Source organism: Piscirickettsia salmonis LF-89 = ATCC VR-1361, from assembly GCF_000297215.2.
GTDB lineage: Bacteria > Pseudomonadota > Gammaproteobacteria > Piscirickettsiales > Piscirickettsiaceae > Piscirickettsia > Piscirickettsia salmonis.
Genome location: NZ_AMFF02000021.1, coordinates 1 through 23,643, shown reverse-complemented (window position 1 = coordinate 23,643; position 23,643 = coordinate 1). Strand labels below are relative to the sequence as shown.

Below are 23,643 nucleotides of genomic sequence, written 5' to 3'. Positions count from 1 at the left end.
ACTAAATGCTATTAAGTCATCACAATCATTGTACCCTGATAACCATTACGGCTTAATTTAATCTGCAATGCGAGTGTTTCCTTTAAGCTCATTAATGGCCCTACTCTTATAATATTAAACCCATTTTTGTGTTTAATATAAGCTTGATAACTACCAATCAATGGCCGCAAGCCCGCTATTGTCGTCATAGCATCATCATATTGCTTAAACGCTGCAATTTGCAGGTAACGTACAAAGCCTGGATTAACTTGACGAGTTGTTTGACTAGATAGTGCACTGCTTTTTAGCTCACTTGATACCTTTAACGAGTTTAAATTTAGTGAGGGTGATGCTTCTACCGATACTGATTGAGAGTTTAGCCTGGGCATTGAGGCTGTTTGGTCAGCAAGGTCAGTAGCATGACTTGATTGGATCTGTGAAAATGCAGTCGGTACTAATGTTTCTACTGGTGCCAGTGCCCACAGGCTACTATAGGTGAGCATGAACAAATAAAAAACACGAACAATACACTTGACTAGTTTTTTCACAAGCAGCCCTAATTTATAAAACACTTAAAATTTGAAACTACATTAACACTAAAACTTAAAATTAATAATTTTCTATTTTTAAGAGCCTTTTGAGTGGCTTTCTTTCAGTGCTAAATGACGATAATGAGCAATGTCTTGACTCAAATCATACACCGCCATTGCATATTTTTGACTGTGATTATAGCGTGTGATAGCATAAAAATCCTGAAAAGCCAGCCAATACTCAGGACCATTTTTACCATCTAACTCAATAAGCGCTGCCTTTAAACTAGGATCAACTTTTTCCTGAGACTGAATACCAAACTTAGCCAACTCAGTGACTGTATATTTTGGTTCAATACCCATTTTAATAATAGTATTAAATTGATCACCGGATATTTTTGCTTTCACTGCAATTGGTTGATTACCTTGCCAACCATGACGTTTAAAATAATTCCCAATACTGCCGATCACATCAGCATCGTTGCTAAATAAATTTTTATGACCATCACCAGAAAAGTCTACCGCATAATAACGATAGCTACTTGGCATAAATTGCGGTAACCCTAGCGCTCCAGCATAAGAGCCTTGAACTTGCATCGGGTTCATTTTCTGATCACGCATAAGTAGCAAAAATTCAGTCAATTCACGCTTAAAAAACTCACTGCGCCGCTTATAATCAAACGCTAACGTTGTTAACACATTAAAGGTTGGAAAACCACCGACATTTTTTCCATAAGAGCTCTCTACACCAATAATGGCTAAAATAACCTGTGGTGGCACACCATACATACGCTCTGCTCGCCTTAATGTCTGCCGATTACTTTGCCAAAACTCAGCGCCTTCTTTCGCTCGTTTTGTCGACACCAGCCAACTACGATACTGCTGCCATGTCCACACTTTTTCTGCCGGACGCTGTAATATTTCTAGAGCACGCTGATTAGCTTTAGCATGATAAAACCACCGCTCAAGCTGTGCTTTGCTAAAACCATATTGTTTTACTAAATCATTAATATAAGACTTTACATCAGCACGCTGAATATATTCAGCAGATTTAGAGTTGGTAGATGCAGAAACAGCAAGCGTATTAGATACCGCTTGAGTGGTAATAAAAAAACCATTTAAAAATATAAGTAACCCTAGCCAATAAGATCGTCTCATTTTAATTATTCCCCTTAATAATTACACCACTGATTTCTTATGCGTTTGAATAGACATTAAAATACCAAACCCAGCCATCAAGGTCACCATTGATGACCCTCCATAGCTAATTAGCGGTAATGGTACTCCGACAACAGGCAATAAGCCAGAGACCATGCCAATATTAACAAATACATAAGTAAAAAATGTCAGAACTAAACTGCCGGCAAGTAGCCGTGAAAATTGATCTTCTGCATTTAAAGCAATAAAACAACCACGCACAATAATTAAAAAATATAAAATTAATAAAATAGCCACACCCACAAAACCCACCTCTTCGCCCAATACAGAAAAAATAAAATCAGTGGTCCGTTCAGGCAAAAACTCTAAATTAGACTGTGTCCCTTGTAAAAGCCCTTTGCCAGTAAAGCCACCAGAGCCAATGGCAATTTTTGATTGAATAATATGATAACCACTGCCCAATGGATCACTCTCAGGATGTAATAATGTCAAAATACGTTTTTTCTGATAAGCATGCAGAAATTGCCAAATCACCGGCGCACAAATGCCAATTCCACCTAATATGAGTAATAACCAACGCCAACTGATTCCCGCTAAAAAAATAACAAAAAATCCACTGGCCCCAATCAATAAGGCAGTTCCTAAATCCGGTTGCTTAATAATTAATGAGAAAGGAATCAGCAAAATTGTTAACGCAATTAAAATAAAGCCCAAAGGCAATGGCGGCTCACGTTCACTTAGAAAGGCCGCTAAGGCAATCGGTAAGGCTATTTTCATCAGTTCAGCTGGCTGAAATTGAAAAAAACCTAAATCAAGCCAGCGCTGCGCACCATTACTAATATGACCAAATAACAATACCGCAGCTAATAAAACCACACCAAAGCAATACAGCCAACTTGCCCACCGTTGATAATAACACGGGGGAATCTGTGCTAAAACAATCATTGCTGCAAATGCTGCTGTTAAGCGTACTCCTTGATGCTTTAACAGCACTACACTTTGCCCACTCGCGCTATACAATAATGCACAGCCACAAGCGGCAAGTAATAACAATAAAATAACCAACGTACTATCAAGATGAACCCGTTGCATCAAAGGCTTAGACTGCATTTGACCTTCGGCTGAGCCAAACAATAAGCGACGAATTATTGCAATCATGCTTTCTCCTCAAGTAAATAATAATCCATCACTTCTCTAGCAATTTTTGCAGCGCCATTGGCATGCTCTAATAAAACCACCACAACAATTTCTGGCTCTTTAATCGGTGCATAAGCCATAAACCAAGTATGGTGACGAAGATTTTTTTTCTTATCCATAAGTTTTTGTGACTCTTCACGGTCCTCACCAAATGAAAAGACCTGGGCAGTGCCGGTTTTACCAGCCACACGATATTCCAGCCCTCGACTTAAATAATGCGCAGTACCTGTCGGCATGGTAATAACACGCTCCATGGCCTGTTCGATGTAGCGCCAATGACGCTGCTGATCTAATTTTACTTCAGGCAATAATATGGTCGCCGCTTGCTGCTCACTTTTTTCACTTTTAATCCAACCAAGCACGTGGGGACGATACGATTTGCCACGATTGGCGAGCAACATCGTCGATGTTGCTAGCTGCATAGGGGTCGCTTGGACATAACCTTGGCCAATACCTGCAATCACCGTTTCACCTGGGAACCATATCTGACCCAGCGCTTTTTCTTTCCACGCTGCACTTGGATAAACGGGCGCCATCTCACCAGGTAAATCAATGCCTGTTTTTTTGCCAAAGCCAAAACGAGACATAAAATCATGCATTGTATTAATACCTAATTGATGAGCTAATTGGTAAAAATAAGTATCAACCGATTCTGCCACCGCTTTATTTAAATTAACCCGACCATGCCCTTCTTTTTTCCAATCACGAAACTTGCGCGTACTGCCTTTCAGTTGAAAATAACCCGGATCATGAAATACCGTATTTTTAGTAATCGCTTGACTCTCCAGCCCAAGTAAAGCCATAAATGGCTTTACCGTTGATGCCGGTGGATATTTACCACGCAGTGCGCGATTAAACAGTGGATGATCAACCGAACGCTGCAATGCATAATAATCTTTACGCGAAATACCATCTGCAAACAAGTTTGGGTCATAACTTGGCATACTCACCATTGCAATCACCCCCCCAGTTTTCGGATCCAGTGCCACCATAGCACCTTTTTTACCTTCCAATGCTTGATATGCTGCTTTTTGTAGCTTCGCATCAATCGTTAAATACAGATTTTTCCCAGGAATTGATTCAACCTGTTTAACAATACGAACTTGGCGGCCATAGACATTGACTTCAACTTCTTCATAACCTACCTTGCCGTGCAACAATTTTTCATATTGGCCCTCAACACCCATCTTACCCATGGTATAGGTCCCACGATAGTTTGCCGCATCAACTTTTTTTAAATCTTGCTCACTAATACGACTTACATAACCTAAAATTGAGACAAACTCTGGTCCTAAGGTATAATGGCGCTTTAATCGAGCGGTAACCTGTACACCTGGAAAACGGTGCTGACTAACAGAAAATTTAGCGACTTGTTCATGTGTTAAATCATCCAATAATGGAATACTATCAAAAGCATGACGCAGTCGCCGCTGGCGAGTAAAACGCTTAATGTCCTCATTTGTAATCGGCAAAATTTCGCTCAGCTGCGTAATCGTTTGTTTAATATTTCTTGTACGTTCTGGAATAATATCCAAACTGTAAACTGGAATATTTTCAGCAAGTAAAACACCTTCTCGATCATATATTAAACCGCGTTTAGGCACCAACGGTACCACACGAATATAGTTATTACGCGACAATGTAGAATAACGAGAATGATCGACCAATTGCAGATAGGCAAGGCGGCCTGCAAGCAGTAATAATAAACTGCAGACAATCAACAGCGCTTGAATAATACGCTGTTTAAAATAACTTTCAGCTTGATGGCTGTCCTCTAGCCATTGCCCCCCCATGCGCACTCCCTCTGCATAGACGAACCATTATTCCGTCATTGATCAAGCACGATGATAAGGATGATGATTTAATACCGTCCATGCTCGATATAATTGCTCTGCGACCACAATACGGACCAATGGATGAGGTAATGTTAATGCTGAAAGTGACCAACGTGCCTCAGCTTTCGCTAAACACTCTGCAGCCAAACCTTCAGGGCCACCAATCAATAAACTCACGTCTCGACCCTCGCCCTGCCAATGCTCTAATTGACCTGCTAACTGCTCTGTGCTCCATGCTTTGCCTTTTACATCCAGTGCAACAATAAGGTTGCCTTTTGGAATTGCCTCAATCATGGCTGTGCCCTCTTGGCGTAAAGCACGATTCACATCAAAACGTTTGCCACGTTTTGCCGCTTCAATTTCAAGTAACTGCAACGCACAACTTACCGGCAAACGACGTGCATATTCGTCAAAACCTGCTTTTACCCAAGCAGGCATTTTCTTACCAATCGCAATTAAATTAATTTTCATCTTAATTTAATCTATGCTATTCAATAATAAGTATAACTAAGCTGCTGGCATTGACCAGAATTTTTCCAGATTATAAAACTCGCGGGTATCTGGCAGCATCACATGCAAGATTACATCTGCCATATCAACTAAAACCCACTCTGCACTGGCTTCACCTTCGACACCTAGTACTTCAAACCCCCGCTCTTTGACATCACTAACCACAGCATTGGCTAAGGCTTTTAAATGACGGCTTGATGTTGCTGAAGCAACCACCATATGATCAGTAATACTCGTCATCTCTTTAACATCTAATACAGTGATATCTTTTGCTTTACCTGCTTCAAGCACGTCGTTAATCACTTGAGTCAGTTGTTCTGTTGTTCCACTCACACGGTTTTCTCTCTATTTATAACAATTTAACTGTAAAATCATCTGCTCAACAGGCTCGGGGACTAAATAACGAATACTCTCATTTTTTTTCAAACACTCGCGCACCATTGTTGAAGAAATATCCAGCATCATCCATGGACTAATATAAACCAATCCAGCCTCTTCACTCTGTAGCTGCTCTAATGAATCAACCAAACGCCCTTGCAGATAAGCCATAATCGCACTTCTTTCATTAATAACATAACCCGGACGACCAACAACAACTAAATGCACAAGCTCAAGTAAGCGCTCAAAACGCTGCCATTTATGAAAGCTCAGCAATGAATCCGCCCCCATAACGAAATAATAATGCCGCTTTACATGCATTTTTTTTAAGTTTTCCAGGGTATCCACTGCATAAGAGGGCCCAGCACGCTCAATTTCTGCGTGTTCAATAACAAAGGGCGTCGCCTCGAGGGCGGATTCTAACATAGCCAAGCGCACTTGAACAGGAACGCCCTGATTCTCAGCCTTATGCACAGGCTGGTAGCAAGGCATAAAAGCAAACTCATCAAAAAAACACGTCTGATAAAGTTCATAGGCAATACGCAAATGCCCACTATGAATCGGATCAAATGTTCCACCAAATAAAGCAACATGCCGAGTATCAGTATCCACACACGGTATCATATGGTCACTTTCCCTTTTAAACCCATCAGTACACAAGCGATTTCTGTTAGCACTTGCCATGCAGATCCCGGCTGCACTCCTTTAATCACTAACTCTGCCTGCTTACAACTTAACATTAATTCTTCTAAAATACTCACAGACAAGCCACGTGCAGCATGTTGTAATAATCGCAAACGCCGTGGCCAAATATTCTCACGACGTAACTCAGCCTCACTAGCCCCAGCTTTAACTTTAAGCAGCAAACGAATATCCCTAAGCATCCCCCACAACACCAAAACTTCGCTTTCCCCTTGTAACTCGAGCCCAGTTAAGGCACGCAACACTACTTCAACTTGGCGAGCTAACACATCATCCATCAGCTGGAAGACTTGAAAACGTGCGCCTTGAGCAATATGCTCATGCATAATCTGCTCATCAACCGCTTCACCTTGATACAATAATGCCAGCTTTTCTAGCTCTTGAGCCGCTGCCAATAAATTCCCTGCTGTTTGCAAAGCCAAATAATCCAAAGCACTTGAGGTCAGCCTAAGCTTAAGCGCACGCGCACGCTGGCTTAACCATTGCTGTAAATTGCGTCCTTGCAAGGGCCAAAAGGCAACATCAATGCATTGCTTACTCAACTGGGTAAAGCTCTTATGCTTTTGCAAGCGTACTTCTAGTCTTTGTGAGCTGATAATTAAAATATCATCTGGGTTATTTTGAGTTAAAAACTGTTGTAAATAACTTAAAATTTGCACCGTTAGCTTTTGTTCGAATAAGCGCACTTCTAAAATACGTTGTTCAGCAAACAAAGAGTGATTGCTAGCCGCCATTAAAAAATGTTGCCAATCAAAACCCGGAAGATCTGCATAAAAAATCAGCTTTTCACAATCAGGCCGAAGCTTAGTGATCACCTCACGCAAACACGTCGCCGCCTCCTGCACCAGCAGTAATTCATCGCCGTGCAGCCAATAACAAGAAGACAACTGACCTTGTTTTAACTGCGCATAAAACTCATTTGCCGATAACTTCAAGCCTTTAATGCTCCCAAGCGCCACAATAGCTGACTGGCCAATTGACTACGCAAGCTCTCAATCAAGTCAGGATTATATTGCTGCGTGTTATTTTGCGTGGCTAAAGCCGATGCACTGAGTTGACCATTTTTAACCAAGTAATTACCTTTTTTATCCAAAATAGCAAAATAAAGCGTTTCTACAACTTGATATTGCTGTGTTGAACTACTGGAATTAAAGCCACTCATAATATAATGATTATTACTTTCTTTAAGTAATTGCACTTTAAAATCACTATTTTTTACCGAAACAAAGTGAATCCCTTGCGCTTGCCAACTTGAACGAATAATCTGAGCGAGCTCAGACATGCCAGCTGTTGATGTTAAAGACACCGTCGCAAAAACCGGTGCTTGACCACGCAATTGAAACCCACAGGCCGTCAGTAAAGTACCCAGTAATAGGACCATCAACGGCAAAAAAACAGCACGCATCCGCATAAATTCACTCTAAAAAATAAAGGCTACCAGACTATAAACAACCAATCTAAGCCTGTACTCCAGTCTATGTAGCCTTAATCAAATTAATTAGCAACAATATTAACAAGACGATTAGGCACAACAATAACCTTACGCACTGTTTTGCTCTCAATAAAACTCTGTACTTTCTCACTAGCAAGCGCAACACCTTCTATCTCAGCACGATTCGCTGCAGTTGCAACCTGAATACGATCACGCAGCTTGCCGTTTACTTGCACGATAAGCTCAATAGAATGAGTCACAAGAGCCGCTTCATCAACCTGTGGCCATGGTGCAGTTGAAATATTCTCACCAAACGCCAGGGTACTCCACAACTCTTGAGTCACATGCGGAATAATCGGTGAAAGTAATCTGAGTATTATCCCCATTAACTCATGAGCGAAAGTATCACTTAGTCCACCCTCTTTAGGTAAACGCTGCCAAAGATTCGCCAGTTTCATACCTGCGGCGACGACGGTATTAAATTGATAACGCTCAAAATCATATAAGGCTTGCTTTAAAATATCATTCGCATCACGACGCAACCCTAATAACGCGTCACTCGCGCCGCTATAATCTGCACTTTGCTTATTAAAATTATTGCAACCTGACTGATTATGAGCAATTAAACGCTCTTTATAGTCACAAGCAAAAGCCCAAATACGACGAATAAAACGATATGCCCCTTCGACACCAGTATCAGACCATTCTAGTGATTGCTCAGGAGGAGCAGCAAACATGGTAAATAAACGCACTGTATCAGCGCCATAACGCTCAATCAAGGCTTGTGGATCAACCGTATTGCCCTTGGATTTGGACATTTTCGCACCATCTTTTAACACCATTCCTTGGGTAAGCAAGGCTTTAAATGGCTCATCTGAGCTCACCAAACCCTGGTCGCGCATCACCTTATGAAAAAAGCGCGCATACAGTAAATGCAAGATCGCATGTTCAACACCACCGATATATTGGTCCACTGGTGCCCAATACGACGCTCGCTCATCCAGCATCGCCTGATCACTATTAAAAGAAGCAAAGCGCGCGTAGTACCATGATGACTCCATAAAAGTATCGAAGGTATCCGTCTCACGTTCTGCAGGGCCTTGACACTCAGGGCACGTCGTATTAACAAACTCAGGTAGACGCTTTAACGGCGAACCATCCCCTGTCACCACTACATCTTCAGGTAAGCGTACCGGTAAATCACTCTCAGGCACAGGCACTACACCACACGATGGGCAATTAATCATCGGAATCGGCGCACCCCAATAGCGTTGACGTGAAATACCCCAATCGCGCAAACGATAATTCACCACCACCCGCCCTGTCTGCTCTGTTTCTAGGTGCTCACTAATTGCCTTAAATGCCGCTTGAAAGTCCAAACCATCAGCAAAGGGCGCTGAATTCATTAATTGGCCTTTTTCAGTAATCGCCGCCTTAGATAAATCACCTTCAGCGTCAATCACCTGTTTAACATCTAAACCATATTTATACGCAAATTCATAATCGCGCTGATCATGAGCCGGAACCGCCATCACCGCGCCCGTACCATAGCCCATCAAAACGAAATTCGCGACCCACACCGGCACTTTTTCACCAGAAAGCGGATGAATGGCAAATAAGCCAGTCGCCATCCCTGTTTTTTCCATCGTCGCGATATCGGCCTCTGCAACCGAGGCAGTATTACACTCTTGTAAAAAATGGGCCAATTGGGGGTTACTTTCCGCCGCCTGCTGTGCAAGTGGATGACCTGCAGCGACTGAAATAAAACTCACCCCCATCACCGTATCTGGACGCGTCGTAAAAACTGTCAACACAGAGTTTGGCTCATGCTCTAATTTAAAATCAATTTCAACCCCTTCTGAACGACCGATCCAATTGCTCTGCATCGTCCGCACTTGCTCAGGCCAATCCGTTAATTGATCCAAATCGTTTAATAGCTCATCCGCATAGTCCGTGATTTTAATAAACCATTGAGGAATTTCACGGCGCTCAACCAAGGCGCCAGAGCGCCAGCCTCGTCCATCTACGACTTGCTCATTCGCTAATACTGTTTTATCCACCGGATCCCAGTTCACTACCGCATTTTTCTTGTAGACTAGTCCCTGTTTATACATTTGCAAAAATAACCATTGCTCCCAGCGATAATAACTCGGATCACAGGTTGCAATCTCACGTGACCAGTCATAACCAAAGCCTAAGGACTTAAGCTGATCACGCATATAGTTAATGTTCTCATAGGTCCAACGTGCAGGCGGCACATCATGCTTCATTGCTGCATTTTCTGCAGGCAAGCCAAAGGCATCCCAGCCCATCGGCTGCATGACATTTTTTCCTTGCATGCGTTGATAGCGACTGACCACATCACCTAAGGTATAGTTACGCACATGACCCATATGCAGCTTACCACTCGGGTAAGGAAACATGCATAAGCAATAAAACTTCTCTTTATTTTGATCTTCTGTTGCTAAAAAACTTTGGCTGCTTTGCCAAAAGCGTTGCACTGAAGCTTCAACGCTTTTAGCATCATACTGATACTCTTGCATAATGTTAATTCACTGTCTGATTTTTGGTTTTTAATTCTGAAATCTTAAATATAGTTATATGGTTACTCTGCAAGTACTAAACTCTGCGCTTGATCCATCATCTGCTGCTGAGTTCCTGTCATCTGCTGTAGCTGCAGTTCTAACCAATGTGCCCACGCGGGTGCACGGCCAATCGGCGAACGGTGCCGGTTCAATAATTCATTAATTCTTTTCGCCTCAGTGTAATTTGGCAATTGGCCAATGTTAGTCTCAGGCTCGGTATGAATGGGGCGCGTGGTAATGGTATAGCCATGCACTTGTTGCACTGGCGGCTGTAATGCACTGATAAACGCAAAGACCAATAGCAAAGCGCATGCCCCTACAGCCAGTATAATAATTGATCTATTTAAAAATTTTGCCTTAGGTGGCTCAACACGAATAAAACTCATAACATCCTGACCACTAGTAATAATCAATGATAAAGTCAAGACAGTATAACAAAAAACACGCAGCAAAAATAACTTCAATTTTTATTTAAAAATCAAACAAATATATAATAGAGCAATAAGAGACAACCAAACCGATAATAAAACGATCAGAAAACAGTCAAAAATCAGAACTGTACTCTCCACCTACAGGATACTTGTCCTAATTCACCCAGACAATAGAAGCCAGAACGTCCCAACTAAATCCCAACTAAAAAAGGGCAGGTTAAATTAACGAAAACTAGGCTCCGTTGACATTTCCATATAAATCCTGAGAATAAGTAGTATTTTGCTTGGAGGCAATGATGCCAAAATTATTAGAACAAAAGCAGTGGGACAAAATCTACTTATTCTTAAAAGACTTTCCAGGGATTTACTGTGGCTCAGAAAGGAAATGTCGTTTATTTATCAACAACAATACCAGAATCCTTATCCATATACTCCATGCCTTGCCAAAAAGCATCAGAATCACTCGTATCATGCTCAAAAATATCATATTGCTGATAACTAATATTTTCTAGCTCTCTCCAGATGTCAGACCAGTTGCGTTCTTTAACATTTTGGCTTGCAAAAACATTCGAAAATATCAAACTAAAGCATACCGCCAAGATCACTGTATTTATAATAAGAAAAGTCGAAAAAATGCCAAACCCTGTTTCTTTCATTTGCCAGATCCTTTAGCTTTAACCCTTATTAAACTTTAAGTATATATTATCAATCATGATGTAAATTAAGATGCTACGGAGCTGTCCACAAGTTTCTTAGAGTGCTTGTTAATTTTTTTCTCATCAATCGTAAACTGATTGACTAGCCCCATCAATTGGGCTGCATCCTCAGCCAGAACTTGTGCAGAATCAAAGGCTTCATGCGTGCTATTTTTCAAACTCTCAACTTCATCTAAGGTTTTTTCCATATAACCTGTCACTGATTTTGTCGCCTCAGTCTGCTCAGATACTGCCCGGGCAATATCATCAGTCGCTTTAGTTACCTCACCGGCCGAGTCTTGAATTTTATCAAGCATCTCACCCGCTTTAGTCACCTCATCGACACCGGCTTGCACTTTCTCAACGCCCTCATTCATTTTCTCTACGGCATTTTGTACTTCATCTTGAATCGCTTTAATCACAGGAGCCACTTCATTGGTCGCCTCAGCAGTGCGAATAGCAAGCTTACGCACTTCATCAGCGACCACAGCAAAACCTCGCCCCTGCTCACCTGCTCGTGCCGCTTCAATCGCTGCATTAAGTGCCAGTAGATTCGTTTGACTGGCAATGGTATTAATCGTCTCAATCACACCATTAATGTCTTCACCAAGCTTACCCAACGTTTCGATGCTTGAAGCACTGGCATGTACTGAAGTACTGATGTCACGCATACTTTCAATATTGTATTTAACGATATCTCCTCCAGCTTTTGCCGTAGTTGCAGAGTCTGACGCTTTTTCTGCAGCCTCTGCAGCAAGGCGAGCAACATGCGAAATCGACTTTTCAATCCCAGCCACTGAGTCTCCTACAGCACTGATCTGGTTGGTCTGAGTGTCCATATGATCTGCCAAACTGCCATTAATCCCTGAAATTTGTTGTGCACCTGCTGCAATAGATTTAGATGTAGACGAAACATGGCCAATAATATCATGAATTTTTGTTGCAAACCGATTAAAACCATTACCCAAATCTGAGATTTCATCTTGCGATTTTCCGGTGTCTACCCGTTGCGTTAAATCTCCACCACCTGCAGCAATATCATTAATCGCATCAGAAATGCGCGTCACCGGCTTTAACACCATCAGCTTTAACAAGAAGGCCAACACACCTATTAAAACCACATTTAAAACAATAATCTGAATAATAGTACTTGTCAGCAGTGTCGCCAATTCACTACGAATAAAACCATCATTGGTATAAATATGCAACTCACCTAATTGATTACTGCTACCATCACTATCATAAGTAATCGGCTGTTTGATCACATCATTTTGAGGGGTCATTACAAACGGTTTTATCAGTGCTTTTAATTTATTACTTTCTGTCCGATAAAAGCCAAAAACAGGATCATCCGAGGTCGATACTGCAATGGCTGAAATCGATTTTGATAACATTTCTGATTTTAATAAAGCCGATAGCTGATCCTGATCTGCATTCCATAAAGGCTCTGCTGCACTGCTAGCTAAGCGGCTAGACGCTAAACTCGCCTCTTGTGTAAGCTGGCTCTCTAATAAATCTTTAGTCTGGTTATAGTTATAGCCACCTGAAACCACCAAAATCACCGTTAGAATAACAGTCAACGCACTATAAATTTTGATCTGTAGGCCTTTCGTAAGATTCTCCATCACAACACAACTTATTTATAAGGCAATTCCTTCATAGCTGAAAGTATAGTCAAATTTATATAAGCTGATGTAAACCCAGATTATGCTCAGTATCAATAAAAACTTAAGTGCTTAATAATAAAAAACTAAACTAAAAACCAGGTAACGGCCGCCCACCTAATATGTGCACATGTAAATGATCAATTTCTTGACCACCACCTTGACCGGTATTAATAATGGTCCGAAAACCATCATTTAAACCAACTTTCTTAGCAATACTGGCTAAGTTCATCATCATATTGGCCATCACCGCCTGGTCAGGTGAAGTTAGTTCAGCCAAAGAGACAATATGTTTTTTCGGCACAACTAAAACATGTACCGGCGCTTTAGGTTGAATATCCTTAAAAACAACAGTCTCACTATCCTCATAAATAAAATCAGCAGGTAATTGCTTATTAATAATTTTACAAAAAATGCAATCAGACATAATAATTCCCCTTAATCTTAATAATAATTAGTTACGTCGCAAGTAATAAACAGACCATAATACAATCCCAGCACCTACACTAACGAAAGCCCACGCATATTGATCTAGCCACTCTAACACATGGCGCCAATGCGGCACTTCCAAAAACAACCCACCCAATAATAATAAAGCAACTCCAATAACAAGACCGGCACTTGAGCGTTTGGCATGTTTTAACTGCCACAAATGCGCCTCTTTCGACTCTGCTGCCTTTTTTAACTTAAGATGATACTCATGTTGATTAGCAAACCATTGATGTGCCAATGCCGGAAACTCAGGAAATTGCTCTGACCAACTGGGAAAATTATGTAATAACCGCTGAGTAAAGCCTTTTATTCCTACCTGCTCTTTCATCCATTTTTCTAAAAAAGGCTTGGCCGTATTCCATAAATCCAGCTCAGGATTCAACTGACGTCCCAGCCCTTCAATATTAAGCAAGGTTTTTTGTAATAAAAGTAACTGCGGCTGCACTTGCATATCGAAACGACGTGCAGTCTGAAACAGACGTAATAAAGTCTGGCCAAAGGAAATATCTTTCAATGGCCGCTCAAAAATCGGCTCACATACGGTTCGAATCGCCGACTCGAATTCATCCACACGCGTTTGCGCTGGCACCCAGCCCGACTCAACGTGTAACTCAGCAACACGACGATAATCACGCTTAAAAAAAGCCAGAAAGTTTCCTGCTAAATAATGCTGATCATCCCGGCTTAAGGTGCCAACAATACCACAATCAACCGCAATATAACCAGGATCAGTAGGATGATGGCAGTCAACAAAAATATTTCCAGGGTGCATATCTGCGTGAAAAAAGCAATCACGAAATACTTGTGTGAAAAAAATTTCAACCCCACGCTCACTAAGGCGCTTTAAATCAACCTTATGTGCCTTAAGTGCCTCAATATCCGCCACAGGCACTCCAAAGATACGCTCCATAACGATGACATTCGAGCGAGTGTATTCCCAATAAATCTCAGGTACTTTTAAAGTCTGCTCACCCTTGAAATTACGCCGCAGCTGGGATGTATTAGCCGCTTCGCGCATCAGGTCCAGCTCATCCATTAAATTGCGCTCTAGCTCAGCGACCACTTCAATTGGTCTTAGACGTCGACTAGCTGCCCAATAACGCTCGAATAAGCGTGCGAGCATATACATTAAATCAATGTCTTTACGCAACACGCGCTTCAGGTGTGGGCGCAAGACTTTAACCACGACTTCTTGGCCTGAGGGCAGGCGTGCTGCATGCACTTGTGCAATCGACGCTGAGGCCATCGGCTCATCAGCAAACTCAGCAAAAATGGCTGATAATGGCTGTTTATAACTTTTTTCTAATACCGCTCTGGCCTGGGCTGCGGGAAAAGGCGGCACTTGATCTTGTAGCCGTGCTAACTCCAGTGCAATATCATCAGGCAATAAATCACGACGCGTTGATAGTATCTGACCAAATTTAATAAAAACCGGCCCTAAAGACTCTAAACATAAGCGCAGACGTTCAGCGCGTGTTCGTGTTTCTTTTTTCCACCCCCACGGATTTAAATACATTAAAAACTGCAAGGGTCTTAAAAAAGGGATCGCTAGCACCACCTCATCAATACGATAACGCACCAATGCCCAACCAATGCGCCAAAAACGTGTCCAAACACGCACTTTCATTCACCATCCCCTTTTTTTGTTTCAAGCAGATTAAGGCGCATACTCAGACGCTCAACATCCAGGCGCAAACTCTGTAAGCGCTCTAGCCAGTCATTCATTTCTTCATGACTGACCAGTAAACGCTGCTCATACAAAACAAATTCTGAGGTGTTTTTTTTAAAGCTCTCACTTGCAGATCCTAGCCAGCCTTTTGCCACCCGCACCCCTTGACCGGCAACACCTGCCCACAACGGGCCAACATAGCGTGAAATTTCGCCTTCCCAATCAAACTCAAACATCGCCAGATAGCGCTGTACCTCTTGCAAGGTTGCCACATCACCATGTAAAACCACCTGCCTTGATAGAATCACTGTTTGAGGGTCTTTTGCTTTGATCAAGGCAAGTAAACCGGCAATATCGCCACGAATCGTCACATCAACCTGATCAGAACCTGCAGACTCCACTTGATTGAGTGACAACAATAAGCCATCTGCAAGCAAGTACACATAAATAGGTACATCTAGTTCTTTAATCTCTAAAGCCAGCACTCGTCCACTGAGGCTTGACCACGACTGCATCAGCCAGCGATCAGTTTTTAGCGCTTTATTCAGTGCGTTCGTTAATACCGGCAAGACCGATTTTAATAGTGCAGCATACGCCATTAAATTTTACAGCCTTCATGCAAAGCAACAATGCCGGCAGACAAATTGGTATAACGACAGCGCTCAAATCCTGCTGTTGCCATCATGTTTTTTAATGTTTCTTGATCCGGATGCATGCGAATAGACTCTGCCAAATACTGATAACTTGCCGCATCTTTAGCAAACCATTGGCCTAAGCGCGGCAAAATACGAAACGAATACTGATCATATAACTTACTTAATAAAGGGTACGCAGGCTTAGAAAACTCAAGAACTAATAAACGCCCACCAGGCTTTAATATCCGATACATCGAACGCAATGCAGCATCCTTATCTGTGACATTACGTAAGCCAAAAGCAATCGTAATACAATCAAAATAGTGCGTTTCAAACGGCAACGCTTCGGCATTCGCCTGCACATAATCCACATTAAAAACACCCGCCCCTTCAAGCTTAGCTCGCCCTACAGCAAGCATTGCCTCGTTAATATCGGCAAGCACAACATGGCCGCTGGCACCAATACGCTTGGCAAAAGCCCGAGTTAAATCCCCCGTACCACCGGCAAGATCCAGCACTCTATCTCCTGTTTTTACTCGGCTTGCCATCAGGGTATAACGCTTCCACAGGCGATGAACCCCCACTGACATCAAATCATTCATCAAATCATATTTAGGGGCAACGGAGCGAAAAACCTCACGAACTCTGCTAACTTTCTCATCCACATCAACAGATTCATAACCAAAATGTGTTTGCCCTTCTTGCATGCTGCCTCTCTCTATTTTCTTTTTTCTTAGCTGTACTTTATGGCGTTTAATAGCTCACTTATTTTTCAGCCTGCCGGGCTGTTACGCTCAGCTGATACAGCAGTTGCCAGTCAATCACAGCTATCAAGCCATTATTAAAGGCTAAGGTCAAGCCTTCCTGTTGATCTGGAGCAAATGCCGTTATTTTTAAATCTGCGACATTGTCACGACCACTATGGCTAAGCAGCATTGATGGCTGAGTTAATATGTACAACTGCTGAGCCGACAATCGCACCGCAGGCTCACCTTGAAACGCTATCTCTAACCTACTGTCGCTGCGGTGCAAACGAATGTGATCAATGTTATTCATGCACACTAAAACCATAACATATTGATTTTATATATAAAAAACGGTGCATATGCACCGTTTTTCACTCTCACTGTCTGTCTATTCAGACTGTCAACAATGTTACAAGATATAGCGACTTAAGTCTTCATTGTGTGTCAGCTCAGATAGGGCATCAACCACATAACCCTCGTCGATTATTAATGTTTCACCCTGACAATCTGAGGCACGATAAGAAATATCATCTAACAAGCGCTCAAGCACTGTATGCAAACGACGCGCACCTATATTTTCCATTTGTTCATTCGCTTGGAAGGCAATTTCAGCAATTTTTTCCACCCCAGCATCAGTAAAGTCCAAGGTCACCCCTTCTGTTAACATTAGGGCTTTATATTGCTTAACTAAAGACGCATCTGGTTCAGTTAAAATACTGACAAAATCTTCTGGTGTTAATGAATCAAGCTCGACACGAATCGGAAAGCGCCCCTGTAATTCTGGAATCAGGTCAGAGGGTTTCGCTAAGTGAAAAGCACCTGAAGCGACAAATAAAATATGATCGGTTTTAATCATGCCATATTTAGTCGATACGGTTGACCCTTCAACTAAAGGCAATAAATCACGCTGCACACCTTCACGGGAGACATCACCGCCACTGCCGCCATTGCTATCCGAGCGCTTAGTGATTTTGTCAATCTCATCGATAAAGACAATACCGTTTTGCTCTACACTCTCAACTGCCGCCAGCTTCACTTCTTCCTCATTAACAAGCTTTGCTGCCTCTTCCTCACGTAAGCGCTTTAACGCATCAACCACTTTCATTTTGCGTTCTTTTTTATTGCCCGAGTTGCCCATATTCTGAAACATGCTCTGCAATTGGTTGGTCATCTCTTCCATGCCTGGCGGTGCCATAATCTCAACGCCAATCGGTGCACTGGTCACTTCGATACTAATTTCTTTATCATCGAGCTGTCCTTCGCGCAGCCTTTTTCGAAACACCTGACGTGCCGTTGAGTCATCCTGATCAGCACTCGTTGATTCTGGCTCATTGGCAAACCCCATTGTCGAGCTGCCACGCGCCGGCGGCAATAGTACATCAAGTACACGCTCTTCAGCAGCTGATTCAGCGCGATCTTTCACTTTTTCCATAGCGCTTTCACGTGTTTGTTTAACCGCCATTTCCATCAAATCACGAATAATCAACTCAACATCACGGCCCACATAACCGACTTCAGTAAATTTAGTCGCTTCAACTTTAATAAATGGCGCTTTAGCCAAACGCGCCAGACGACGAGCAATTTCTGTTTTACCCACCCCCGTTGGCCCGATCATTAAAATATTTTTTGGTGTCACTTCAGTACGCATCACATCATCTAACTGCATACGGCGCCAACGGTTACGCATAGCGATAGCGACCGCACGCTTAGCATCCGCCTGACCAATAATATGTTTATCTAATTCATGCACAATTTCTTTCGGTGTCATAGTTGACATCAGCTCTACCTCACTCGGCCGTATTTTCTAATTCTTCGATAGTTAAATTTTGATTGGTATAAATACAGATTTCACCGGCAATATTTAAACTTTTCTCAACGATATCACGTGCACTTAAATCAGTATTTTCAAGCAGCGCGCGCGCACTCGCTCGTGCATAAGAAGAGCCAGACCCAATCGATGTCATCCCTTTTTCAGGCTCTAGCACATCTCCATTACCTGAAATTGTTAAAGTCGTTGTTTTATCTGCCACAATCATCATTGCCTCTAAACGACGCAGCATACGATCAGTCCGCCAATCTTTAGCCAAATCAACCGCAGCGCGCACCAGATGACCATGATGGATTTCCAGCTTCGCTTCAAAACGCTCAAGTAATGTAAAGGCATCTGCTGTCGAGCCTGCAAAACCCGCAATAACTTTGTCTTGATATAAACGGCGCACTTTGCAAATATTTGATTTGGCCACTGTATCGCCGAGCGTCGCTTGACCATCACCACCCATGACAACTTTATCACCACGGCGCACACATAAAATGGTTGTACCTTTATACTGTTCAGCCACTATAAACTACCTCGTTTAACGAAAATTACAGATCATTATCAATTAATTCAGTGTTCAATACAGTTTCAGCGAGTTTGCGTTTATTGCCGCTTTAACAAACCAGGCTGGATGCTAGCGTCTTGCAATTGACGACGCACCTTTTCAGCCTCACGCTTACTTGTAAATGGCCCCAGCATCACACGATGCCACTGCTGACCTGACTGAAGCTTTACGATGGATAGATAGGGATGAAGTTGAAGATTTTCAAGGCGCTGCTGTAATTCTTGTGCATCTTTATTATTGCGAAACGACGCAATTTGCAAAACATACTGATTTTCCTGAGCCTTTTTTTGCAAAGGTGAAGTGGTCAGAGCTTTCGTTTTCTCAGCTGCAGTTGCGTCTTGCCGCTTCGCAGGGCTCCATACTTCCTGTTTGGGCAAAATCGTATAAAATTCAAATTTAGGTGCTTGAGATGCTGATTTAACGTGCCTAACTGCCTTCTGACTAGCCACTGGTTTATTAAAAACCGCGTTGGCTTTAATCTCAGCATTATTATTAGATACTCCAGACTGCTTTAATTCTACACTGACACGCTGGCTTTGCACAGGTACACCTGCTAGCTGAGTTTGCCCATCAGAGCCAGGCAACAGCATAGGTCTTAAAAAATAAAAGTAACCCAGTCCACCGAATAAGCAAAGCGCTAAAATGCCACACAACAGCCAGCCGAACGTCGACAGTCCATGCGCATGTTCTGATCTAGAATGACCAAACGCTTGTGCAGATAACCGTTTAGGTTGTGTCGATGATCGTTTTCGCCTTAAGTTTAGTTTTAACTTTAAACTTAGGTTGAATTTTCGCTGATGCTCACGTTGGCCTTCAGGTAAAGCCTTACTATAAGCTGCGTTTATTGGTTTTTTTGCTCGTTGCACTTTTTGCTCTGCTAACAAGGAATCCGCAGAGACTCCCGAAGATGAAAAGCGCCAGTCAGTCGCCCGTTTATTTTCACGCTGAGCGAATAATGCTCGGCGTTTTTTTGCATACTGACCAAATTCAGCCTGACGACGGGCAAGGCGCTCCTTTTGCAATACTTCACGCTTTTTTTCTTTTTGACGCACCACTTGATCAAGATGACGTTTACGCTCATCTTGCTCGCGGCGCCGCTCATCCAGGTAGCTTTGGCGTTTTTTCCGACGATCTTTTATCATCTTACATTGCTTGAGGTGCAGAAATTCCGAGCAACTCTAAGCCGTTGGCAAGCACCTGCTGAACGGCCAGGATTAAACACAATCGCGCCTGACAAAGCACTGCATCCTCAACTAAAAATTGGTGTGCGTTATAATAAGTATGAAGCCCATTTGCTAAATCTCGCAAGTAATTTGCCAAAAGATGCGGCTCATGGTTCACAGCCGCATTTCTTAATAATTCAGGATACATGGCCAAATGTTTTAATAAATCAATCTCTTGAGGCTCAACGAGGCGATCTCGCGATGCTAACCCTAATTCAGTATTAAGCTCAACATGTTTCTCCGTCATTTGACGCAGCACACTACAAATGCGCGCATGTGCATATTGAATATAATACACTGGATTATCATTCGATTTAGACTTAGCAAGATCAAGATCAAAATCAAGCGGTTGCTCAAATTTACGCATGACATAAAAAAAGCGGGCCGCATCATTACCTACTTCATGACGCAACTCACGCAAGCTTACAAAAGAACCGCTGCGTGTGGACATTTGCACTTGCTGACCACCACGATAAAGGCTAACAAATTGACCAAGCAGTACATGATAATCATCAGCCTGTGCTCCTAAGGCTTGCATAGCAGCGCGCATCCGTGCCACATAACCATGATGATCTGCACCAAACAAGTCAATCACTAAATTATGACCGCGGTCGAGCTTATCCATATGATAAGCGATATCTGGGGTAAAGTACGTCTGCTGGCCATTATTACGTACCAACACACGGTCTTTATCATCACCAAACCCAGTAGACCTAAACCAAATTGCACCCTCATCTTGATAAGTGTAACCACCTTGCTCCAAGCGATTCAGTGCTTTGGTAACAGCACCACGATCAATAAGGCTTTTCTCTGAGAACCAATGATCAAACTCAACACCAAACTCGACTAAATCATCTTTAATATCACCCAGCACACGCTCTAGCGCGGCTTTAAAAATAATCTGATAATCATCACCTAATAATGCTTTAGCGCGCTGAATTAACCCATCGATATGCAGTTCTTTATTTTCTTCTGTATTCGGGCAAACAGCCTCATAAACATCAACAAGATCACATACAAAACGATCTTGATATGTACTAGCGAGTTCTTTGGCAATGGCAAAAATATAATCACCTCGATAACCATTTAATGGGAACTCAAAATCAAAAGACTTAGCAGCCAGTTCAAGGTAACGTAACCAGGTGGATGTGGCCAAAATATCCATCTGACGCCCACTATCATTCACATAGTACTCACAATAAACCTCAGCGCCTGCAGCTTGTAGTAAGTTACCCACCACCGCGCCCATCGCCGCCCAGCGACCATGCCCAACATGTAAAGGCCCTGTCGGGTTGGCAGAAACAAACTCTAAAATAACTTTTTTATCAATCAGTACATCACTACGGCCATAACGCTGTTGCTGATTTAAAATCTCAGCGATAACATTACTTTGCGCTTTTGCATTCAAAAAGAAATTAATAAATCCCGGACCTGCAATCTCAACCTTAGTCACATGCTCAGAGACAGGTAAGGCCGTAACAATTTTTTCAGCCAACTGGCGTGGCGCACAACCGGCAACACGTGCAAGCATCATCGCCACATTGCTTGCCCAATCTCCATGGCTCTTATCTTTAGTGCGATCAATATGCAACTGGATGGATAAGCCCTTGGGAAGAACCTCATTTGCTTGGAGTGCTGTTACCGCTTCACTGACTAAATGCTGAATATGTTGTTTCATGGATAATTTTTAACTCTACATAAAATTCTAAGCTACAAAAATTTAAATAATAACTAAATAATAAACCTTAAGAATACACGCGCTACCACGCACTACACTTAATACGTTAAGATACCGTACTATGCTGCACTGTTATAAACACCCTATTCTAACGACATCAATCAATTGAGAACAAGAGTATTTTGTAACAAAAATTATAATAAAATTTATAACACACGCAGATTAAGACTGATTAAACCAACAATCAAGAATATCACGTGCTTGATCCACACCCGTTTTTTTTAAAGAAGAAAACAGTTGTACTGAAATATCCGCATGATCGGACAACTTTTTTTTCACTGCTAGCAACGTACGCGTTGCCGCACCATGCTTTAGCTTATCTGATTTTGTTAAAAGGATATGCATCGGCAGCCCAGAGGACACTGCCCACGCGATCATCATCTCATCGTAAGGCTTAAACGGGTGACGAATGTCCATCATTAACACAATACCCTTTAAGCATTCACGAACTTCTAAATAGTTAGATAAGGTCGCCTGCCACTTTTGTTTCATTGCAACAGGAACCTGTGCAAAACCATAGCCAGGGAGATCAACTAAACGGCAGTGTTCATTAACTGCGAATAAGTTAATTAATTGGGTCCGACCCGGTGTATTACTCGTACGCGCAAGCTTACTTAAGCCTGTGATCACATTGATTGCACTTGACTTACCCGCATTAGATCGCCCGGCAAAGGCAACCTCAGCGCCAGTATCATAAGGGAGCTGCTCTAACTGAGCAGCTCCTAACAAATAGCATGTTGATTGATAGTTCATAGAAGGCTGCACCCACTGACCTGTTAAAAACAAGTCAGTTTAACACAGGCCTATTTTTTTGCCGAGAGGTGCTAAAACATTTAAAGACTAAACGTCTCGAACGTCTTTGTGTAAACTCTTACGGCGCTCTTTAGACTCCTGTGCTTCTACCGATAAGGTGCTTGTAGGTCGGTACATCAAACGCTGTAAACCAATCATCTCGTCAGTTTCTTCACAAAACCCATAACTTTTATCATCGATGCGTGCTTGCGCACGTTCAATATGCTTAAAGTAATTGGTTTTTCGACTCACAATACGTAGTTGCAATTGGCGTTGCTCTTCTGCTGCCGCTGCATCTGCTTCATCTGCTGGATTATTTTCCAACTCAGTTAAAGCCGCTCTAGCCATATCGATCTCTTCAAGTGTCTCTTCTTTCTCTTCTTTTAACAAGTGAGCGAAAAACTCGAGCTGTTGATCGTTCATATAGTCAGACGCTGGCATTTTTAACAGCTCTTCTTTTGTAATCACGATGCCTCTCCTTCTATCGCGTTGCAGGTTATCGTTCTTAGCACCCAATAGTAATCACTCTTAGTCGCTAGTGCAATTCTTTCCTGATTGCGTTACCCTAGCCTGCGCTAACAAACATTCTTAAACAATAGCATTAGACCATGAAAATGAGAAATTATCACAGCCACATTCTAAAAATTCATGAAAAAGAACAGGGTTGGCGCAAACTTAAAACACCCAATATGCCTTTAGATATAGAAATTGGCTGCGGTGTTGGTATGCACCCATTACTTTATGCCAGTGCCTATCCTGAACGATTTTTAATCGCCATTGAGAAAACACGTGAAAAATTTGGCAAATTTGCTAAAAAAAATAATACCATAGGTCCCTATCAAAACTTATTAGCGCCCTCCGTCATCTGAAG

General features: G+C 42.3%; 25 protein-coding genes. 1 reads left to right on the top strand and 24 read right to left on the bottom strand.

Annotated elements, in window-relative coordinates; genetic code table 11:
• Positions 1 to 11: 11 nt before the first annotated feature.
• The 24 genes from C200_RS03060 to C200_RS02945 all read right to left on the bottom strand — a co-directional run bounded on the left by C200_RS03060 (position 12) and on the right by C200_RS02945 (position 23,240).
• A complete protein-coding gene (locus tag C200_RS03060) occupies positions 12 to 527 on the bottom strand; it encodes an SPOR domain-containing protein (RefSeq protein ID WP_016210373.1) in 516 nt (171 codons plus the stop codon).
• A gap of 78 nt (positions 528 to 605) precedes the next feature.
• Positions 606 to 1,667, bottom strand: coding sequence for a lytic murein transglycosylase B (gene mltB / locus C200_RS03055; RefSeq protein WP_016210372.1), 1,062 nt, complete (start codon positions 1,665 to 1,667; stop codon positions 606 to 608).
• Positions 1,668 to 1,688: 21 nt separating this feature from the next.
• Positions 1,689 to 2,825, bottom strand: a complete 1,137-nt coding sequence (gene rodA / locus C200_RS03050; protein ID WP_016210377.1) for a rod shape-determining protein RodA — start codon at positions 2,823 to 2,825, stop codon at positions 1,689 to 1,691.
• On the bottom strand, positions 2,822 to 4,657 hold the full coding sequence (gene mrdA, locus C200_RS03045) for a penicillin-binding protein 2 (RefSeq protein ID WP_016210378.1): 1,836 nt from the start codon (positions 4,655 to 4,657) through the stop codon (positions 2,822 to 2,824). The genes rodA and mrdA overlap by 4 nt, the downstream gene beginning before the upstream one ends.
• Before the next feature lie 42 nt (positions 4,658 to 4,699).
• On the bottom strand, positions 4,700 to 5,170 hold the full coding sequence (rlmH, locus tag C200_RS03040; RefSeq protein ID WP_016210381.1) for a 23S rRNA (pseudouridine(1915)-N(3))-methyltransferase RlmH: 471 nt from the start codon (positions 5,168 to 5,170) through the stop codon (positions 4,700 to 4,702).
• 36 nt (positions 5,171 to 5,206) lie between these two features.
• The gene (gene rsfS, locus C200_RS03035; RefSeq protein WP_016210374.1) at positions 5,207 to 5,542 is read right to left on the bottom strand and encodes a ribosome silencing factor; all 336 of its coding nucleotides are present in this window, start codon (positions 5,540 to 5,542) and stop codon (positions 5,207 to 5,209) included.
• 12 nt (positions 5,543 to 5,554) lie between these two features.
• Complete coding sequence (gene nadD / locus C200_RS03030; protein WP_032126282.1) at positions 5,555 to 6,211, bottom strand: nicotinate-nucleotide adenylyltransferase; 657 nt, start codon at positions 6,209 to 6,211, stop codon at positions 5,555 to 5,557.
• Complete coding sequence (gene holA, locus C200_RS03025) at positions 6,208 to 7,224, bottom strand: DNA polymerase III subunit delta (protein WP_129556597.1); 1,017 nt, start codon at positions 7,222 to 7,224, stop codon at positions 6,208 to 6,210. The genes nadD and holA overlap by 4 nt, the downstream gene beginning before the upstream one ends.
• Positions 7,221 to 7,694 (bottom strand): LPS-assembly lipoprotein LptE, encoded by a 474-nt coding sequence (locus C200_RS03020; RefSeq protein WP_231124682.1) that lies wholly within the window; start codon positions 7,692 to 7,694, stop codon positions 7,221 to 7,223. The genes holA and C200_RS03020 overlap by 4 nt, the downstream gene beginning before the upstream one ends.
• A gap of 89 nt (positions 7,695 to 7,783) precedes the next feature.
• Positions 7,784 to 10,264 carry a leucine--tRNA ligase gene (gene leuS, locus C200_RS03015; protein ID WP_016210376.1) on the bottom strand — a complete coding sequence of 827 codons (2,481 nt, stop codon included), beginning with the start codon at positions 10,262 to 10,264 and terminating at the stop codon, positions 7,784 to 7,786.
• Between the two features lie 62 nt (positions 10,265 to 10,326).
• On the bottom strand, positions 10,327 to 10,692 hold the full coding sequence (locus tag C200_RS03010) for a hypothetical protein (RefSeq protein ID WP_129556663.1): 366 nt from the start codon (positions 10,690 to 10,692) through the stop codon (positions 10,327 to 10,329).
• 437 nt (positions 10,693 to 11,129) lie between these two features.
• The gene (locus C200_RS03005; RefSeq protein ID WP_033923657.1) at positions 11,130 to 11,393 is read right to left on the bottom strand and encodes a hypothetical protein; all 264 of its coding nucleotides are present in this window, start codon (positions 11,391 to 11,393) and stop codon (positions 11,130 to 11,132) included.
• A gap of 65 nt (positions 11,394 to 11,458) precedes the next feature.
• Complete coding sequence (locus C200_RS14460; RefSeq protein WP_016210570.1) at positions 11,459 to 13,057, bottom strand: methyl-accepting chemotaxis protein; 1,599 nt, start codon at positions 13,055 to 13,057, stop codon at positions 11,459 to 11,461.
• Positions 13,058 to 13,187: 130 nt separating this feature from the next.
• Positions 13,188 to 13,523: a histidine triad nucleotide-binding protein gene (locus tag C200_RS02995; protein WP_016210576.1), complete on the bottom strand. Its 336-nt coding sequence runs from the start codon at positions 13,521 to 13,523 to the stop codon at positions 13,188 to 13,190.
• A gap of 27 nt (positions 13,524 to 13,550) precedes the next feature.
• Complete coding sequence (gene ubiB / locus C200_RS02990) at positions 13,551 to 15,215, bottom strand: ubiquinone biosynthesis regulatory protein kinase UbiB (protein WP_016210578.1); 1,665 nt, start codon at positions 15,213 to 15,215, stop codon at positions 13,551 to 13,553.
• Complete coding sequence (locus C200_RS14455) at positions 15,212 to 15,856, bottom strand: ubiquinone biosynthesis accessory factor UbiJ (RefSeq protein WP_016210581.1); 645 nt, start codon at positions 15,854 to 15,856, stop codon at positions 15,212 to 15,214. Before C200_RS14455 ends, ubiB begins: the two co-directional genes overlap by 4 nt.
• A complete protein-coding gene (ubiE, locus tag C200_RS02980) occupies positions 15,856 to 16,599 on the bottom strand; it encodes a bifunctional demethylmenaquinone methyltransferase/2-methoxy-6-polyprenyl-1,4-benzoquinol methylase UbiE (protein WP_016210582.1) in 744 nt (247 codons plus the stop codon). Before ubiE ends, C200_RS14455 begins: the two co-directional genes overlap by 1 nt.
• A 58-nt stretch (positions 16,600 to 16,657) precedes the next feature.
• Positions 16,658 to 16,948 carry a hypothetical protein gene (locus C200_RS02975; protein ID WP_230384574.1) on the bottom strand — a complete coding sequence of 97 codons (291 nt, stop codon included), beginning with the start codon at positions 16,946 to 16,948 and terminating at the stop codon, positions 16,658 to 16,660.
• Positions 16,949 to 17,047: 99 nt separating this feature from the next.
• Positions 17,048 to 18,418: an ATP-dependent protease ATPase subunit HslU gene (gene hslU / locus C200_RS02970; RefSeq protein ID WP_269466439.1), complete on the bottom strand. Its 1,371-nt coding sequence runs from the start codon at positions 18,416 to 18,418 to the stop codon at positions 17,048 to 17,050.
• Between the two features lie 7 nt (positions 18,419 to 18,425).
• Complete coding sequence (hslV, locus tag C200_RS02965) at positions 18,426 to 18,977, bottom strand: ATP-dependent protease subunit HslV (RefSeq protein WP_032126275.1); 552 nt, start codon at positions 18,975 to 18,977, stop codon at positions 18,426 to 18,428.
• An 80-nt stretch (positions 18,978 to 19,057) separates the two neighbouring features.
• Positions 19,058 to 20,161 carry an SPOR domain-containing protein gene (locus tag C200_RS02960; RefSeq protein ID WP_016210575.1) on the bottom strand — a complete coding sequence of 368 codons (1,104 nt, stop codon included), beginning with the start codon at positions 20,159 to 20,161 and terminating at the stop codon, positions 19,058 to 19,060.
• Between the two features lies 1 nt (position 20,162).
• The gene (argS, locus tag C200_RS02955) at positions 20,163 to 21,920 is read right to left on the bottom strand and encodes an arginine--tRNA ligase (protein WP_016210572.1); all 1,758 of its coding nucleotides are present in this window, start codon (positions 21,918 to 21,920) and stop codon (positions 20,163 to 20,165) included.
• A gap of 222 nt (positions 21,921 to 22,142) precedes the next feature.
• Positions 22,143 to 22,733 carry a ribosome biogenesis GTP-binding protein YihA/YsxC gene (yihA, locus tag C200_RS02950; RefSeq protein ID WP_032126277.1) on the bottom strand — a complete coding sequence of 197 codons (591 nt, stop codon included), beginning with the start codon at positions 22,731 to 22,733 and terminating at the stop codon, positions 22,143 to 22,145.
• 87 nt (positions 22,734 to 22,820) lie between these two features.
• Positions 22,821 to 23,240 carry a TraR/DksA family transcriptional regulator gene (locus tag C200_RS02945; RefSeq protein ID WP_016210574.1) on the bottom strand — a complete coding sequence of 140 codons (420 nt, stop codon included), beginning with the start codon at positions 23,238 to 23,240 and terminating at the stop codon, positions 22,821 to 22,823.
• 140 nt (positions 23,241 to 23,380) lie between these two features.
• Between C200_RS02945 and C200_RS02940 the strand changes: the two genes are divergently transcribed.
• Complete coding sequence (locus C200_RS02940) at positions 23,381 to 23,641, top strand: class I SAM-dependent methyltransferase (protein ID WP_016210580.1); 261 nt, start codon at positions 23,381 to 23,383, stop codon at positions 23,639 to 23,641.
• Positions 23,642 to 23,643 lie beyond the last annotated feature (2 nt).

Bases quoted from the DNA above. Each gene is read 5' to 3' on its own strand.
- C200_RS02960 (WP_016210575.1), bottom strand. From the start codon at position 20,161: ATGATAAAAGATCGTCGGAAAAAACGCCAAAGCTACCTGGATGAGCGG.
- rodA (WP_016210377.1), bottom strand. From the start codon at position 2,825: ATGATTGCAATAATTCGTCGCTTATTGTTTGGCTCAGCCGAAGGTCAA.
- mrdA (WP_016210378.1), bottom strand. From the start codon at position 4,657: ATGGGGGGGCAATGGCTAGAGGACAGCCATCAAGCTGAAAGTTATTTT.
- C200_RS14455 (WP_016210581.1), bottom strand. From the start codon at position 15,856: ATGGCGTATGCTGCACTATTAAAATCGGTCTTGCCGGTATTAACGAAC.
- ubiB (WP_016210578.1), bottom strand. From the start codon at position 15,215: ATGAAAGTGCGTGTTTGGACACGTTTTTGGCGCATTGGTTGGGCATTG.
- leuS (WP_016210376.1), bottom strand. From the start codon at position 10,264: ATGCAAGAGTATCAGTATGATGCTAAAAGCGTTGAAGCTTCAGTGCAA.
- C200_RS02995 (WP_016210576.1), bottom strand. From the start codon at position 13,523: ATGTCTGATTGCATTTTTTGTAAAATTATTAATAAGCAATTACCTGCT.
- yihA (WP_032126277.1), bottom strand. From the start codon at position 22,733: ATGAACTATCAATCAACATGCTATTTGTTAGGAGCTGCTCAGTTAGAG.
- C200_RS14460 (WP_016210570.1), bottom strand. From the start codon at position 13,057: ATGGAGAATCTTACGAAAGGCCTACAGATCAAAATTTATAGTGCGTTG.
- C200_RS03020 (WP_231124682.1), bottom strand. From the start codon at position 7,694: ATGCGTGCTGTTTTTTTGCCGTTGATGGTCCTATTACTGGGTACTTTA.
- C200_RS03010 (WP_129556663.1), bottom strand. From the start codon at position 10,692: ATGAGTTTTATTCGTGTTGAGCCACCTAAGGCAAAATTTTTAAATAGA.
- mltB (WP_016210372.1), bottom strand. From the start codon at position 1,667: ATGAGACGATCTTATTGGCTAGGGTTACTTATATTTTTAAATGGTTTT.
- C200_RS02975 (WP_230384574.1), bottom strand. From the start codon at position 16,948: ATGAATAACATTGATCACATTCGTTTGCACCGCAGCGACAGTAGGTTA.
- argS (WP_016210572.1), bottom strand. From the start codon at position 21,920: ATGAAACAACATATTCAGCATTTAGTCAGTGAAGCGGTAACAGCACTC.
- nadD (WP_032126282.1), bottom strand. From the start codon at position 6,211: ATGATACCGTGTGTGGATACTGATACTCGGCATGTTGCTTTATTTGGT.
- C200_RS02940 (WP_016210580.1), top strand. From the start codon at position 23,381: ATGAAAATGAGAAATTATCACAGCCACATTCTAAAAATTCATGAAAAA.
- rlmH (WP_016210381.1), bottom strand. From the start codon at position 5,170: ATGAAAATTAATTTAATTGCGATTGGTAAGAAAATGCCTGCTTGGGTA.
- ubiE (WP_016210582.1), bottom strand. From the start codon at position 16,599: ATGCAAGAAGGGCAAACACATTTTGGTTATGAATCTGTTGATGTGGAT.
- C200_RS03005 (WP_033923657.1), bottom strand. From the start codon at position 11,393: ATGAAAGAAACAGGGTTTGGCATTTTTTCGACTTTTCTTATTATAAAT.